Below are 2,801 nucleotides of genomic sequence, written 5' to 3' on the forward strand. Positions count from 1 at the left end.
CGGTGCCGAGACGGCCTTGCTCGGCGCGGGCGGGGCGGGGTCCTGCGGTCCTGCCGTCTGGTCCGGCGGGGTCTGCTGACCGGCGGCGATCTGGCCGGCGAGCAGCAGCGCGAGCGTGAGCGACATGAACGATTTCCCTTTTGGTCTTTTGTCGTCGCGTAATCTCTATTGATGTGGTGGATATTCAACATGGCTGTGCCTTGCCGGCGGCAAAGCGCAGCTATCGCGCGGAAAAGTGGGAACTGGTTCTTGAATGGCCGCTGCAGCTAACCAAATAGGTTTTCGTGCGGTGCCGTTATCGGGCCGTGCCCGGATGTCGCAGCGAACTGGACATCCCGCAAACGTCAACTCGCTTCTTTCGGAGGTTTTGCAAATGCGACTCGACCTGACCCCTTATCGCCGCTCGACCATCGGCTTCGATCGGCTGTTCGACCTTCTCGAAACCAACGCACGGGGTGCCGCGGCCGAGAATTATCCCCCCTTCAACCTCGAGCGTCTCGCCGAGGACCGGTATCGCATCACCATCGCGGTCGCCGGTTTCAGCCGTGACGAGATCGAGATCACCGCGCAGCAGAACCTGCTGCTCGTCGCCGGCAAGAAGGATGACAAGGCGGGTGCGCCGAACTTCCTGCATGTCGGCATCGCCAATCGCTCGTTCGAGCGGCGCTTCGAACTCGCCGACTTCGTGTTCGTGGAGGATGCCCGCCTGAACGACGGACTGCTCGTCATCGACCTCGTGCGCGAGGTGCCGGAGGCGATGAAGCCCAAGACGATCGCGATCAAGACGGGCCAGCCGCTCGCCGCGGTGGAGCATGTGGCCGAGGGCGAAGCCCAGGCCGCGTAAGACAAGCTCGGCGCCGACATCGAACTCCCTTTTGATATGGCGCCGCGGGGCGCCCGGGCCGAAAGGTCCGGGCGCTTTCTTCGTTTTCGGGCAGGGCGCAGCTGTGGAGACGCCTTGCCCCAACCCCCTCCCGTGAAGGGGGGGCCTTGCGATCAGACCAGGCGGCTTTGCTTGAGGGCGGCGCCGATGAAGCTGGCGAAAAGGGGGTGGGGGTCGAAGGGCTTGGACTTCAGTTCCGGGTGGAACTGCACGCCGACGAACCAGGGGTGGTCGGGACGCTCGACGATTTCGGGCAGCGTGCCGTCGGGCGACATGCCGGAGAAGACGAGGCCGCCCTTTTCCAAGGCTTCCTTGTAGCCGGTGTTCACCTCGTAGCGATGACGATGGCGCTCGGAGATGTCGGTGCCGCCATAGATGGAGGCGACGACGCTGTTGCCGGCCAGCTTGGCGTCATAGGCGCCGAGCCGCATCGTGCCGCCCATGTCGCCGCTGGCTTCGCGCTTCTCCAGCCCGGCGCGGCCCATCCATTCGGTGATCAGGCCGACCACCGGCTGCTCGGTCGGGCCGAACTCGGTAGAGGAGGCGTCCGGGATGCCGGCGAGATCGCGCGCGCCCTCGACGCACGCCATCTGCATGCCGAAACAGATGCCGAAATAGGGCACGTTACGCTCGCGCGCGAAGCGGACCGCGGCGATCTTGCCCTCCGCGCCGCGCTCGCCAAAGGCGCCGGGGACGAGGATGGCGTGGCAGGGCTCCAGATGGCCCGCGACCTCGCCGTGATCGCCTTCGAACATCTCGGCGTCGATCCAGCGGATGTTGACCTTCACCTTGTTGGCGATGCCGCCGTGAACGAGCGCTTCGTTCAGCGACTTGTAGGCATCCTGCAGCCCGACATATTTGCCGACAACGCCGATCGTCACTTCACCTTCGGGGTTGGTGAGGCGATCGACGATCTCGGTCCAGCGGCCCAGATCGGGCGCGGCGCCGGGTTCGATGCCGAAGGCGCGCAGCACTTCCGAATCCAGGCCCTCGGCGTGATATTGCAGCGGCACCGCATAGATGCTGGCGGCATCGAGCGCCGGGATGACCGCGGAGGACGGCACGTTGCAGAACAGCGCGATCTTGGCACGCTCGGACGGCGGCAGCGGCTTCTCGCAGCGGCAGACCAGCACGTCGGGGGCGACGCCCAATGCGGCGAGCTCGCGCACCGAATGCTGGGTCGGCTTCGTCTTCAACTCGCCGGCGGCGGCGATATAGGGCACGAGTGTGACGTGGATCGAGATCGATCGGCCGCGGCCGAGTTCGTTCTTGAGCTGGCGGATCGCCTCGATGAAAGGCAGCGATTCGATGTCGCCGACGGTGCCGCCGATCTCGCACAGGACGAAATCGAGATCCTGTCCGTCATCGTCCAGCGTATCGGCCTGGGCGAACGCCTTGATCGCGTCGGTGACGTGCGGGATGACCTGCACGGTGGCGCCCAGATAGTCGCCGCGACGCTCCCGCTCGATGATCGTCTTGTAGATGCGGCCCGACGTGACGTTATCCGACTGGCGGCTGGCGACGCCGGTGAAGCGTTCATAATGGCCGAGATCGAGATCGGTCTCCGCCCCGTCGTCGGTGACGTACACCTCGCCATGCTGATACGGGCTCATCGTGCCCGGATCGACGTTCAGATAAGGATCGAACTTGCGGATGCGCACGCGGTAGCCGCGCGCCTGAAGAAGAGCCGCAAGAGAGGCCGCCATGAGGCCTTTGCCGAGCGACGAGACCACGCCGCCGGTGATGAAAATATACCGCGCCATGGGAGGAACCGCCTAGCTTGGATGGGGGGCAAACGACAACAGCAAAGATGCACGCCCGCATCACCTGCGGGCGTAAATCCCTGTCATCGCGATGGAAAACGAAGGGTTAGCGGGCGAGAGGGACCGCCGAATTATCCGCCGGAGCCGCCGGGGCG

Annotated in this window: 2 protein-coding genes; one reads left to right on the forward strand and one right to left on the reverse strand. The window is 65.1% G+C overall.

Going from position 1 to position 2,801, the window contains the following annotated elements:
- Positions 1-373: 373 nt before the first annotated feature.
- Positions 374-844, forward strand: coding sequence for an Hsp20 family protein (locus Q0U08_RS19480; RefSeq protein WP_298093433.1), 471 nt, complete (start codon positions 374-376; stop codon positions 842-844).
- A gap of 152 nt (positions 845-996) precedes the next feature.
- Here Q0U08_RS19480 and Q0U08_RS19485 read toward each other — a convergent pair whose 3' ends face one another.
- Positions 997-2,646: a CTP synthase gene (locus Q0U08_RS19485; RefSeq protein ID WP_298093435.1), complete on the reverse strand. Its 1,650-nt coding sequence runs from the start codon at positions 2,644-2,646 to the stop codon at positions 997-999.
- Between the last annotated feature and the right edge of the window lie 155 nt (positions 2,647-2,801).

The organism is uncultured Sphingomonas sp. (assembly GCF_946477935.1).
GTDB lineage: Bacteria > Pseudomonadota > Alphaproteobacteria > Sphingomonadales > Sphingomonadaceae > Sphingomonas.

What these genes read in the sequence shown, in the direction of transcription:
- Q0U08_RS19485 (WP_298093435.1), bottom strand. Translation starts at nt 2,646, where the DNA reads ATGGCGCGGTATATTTTCATCACCGGCGGCGTGGTCTCGTCGCTCGGC.
- Q0U08_RS19480 (WP_298093433.1), top strand. Translation starts at nt 374, where the DNA reads ATGCGACTCGACCTGACCCCTTATCGCCGCTCGACCATCGGCTTCGAT.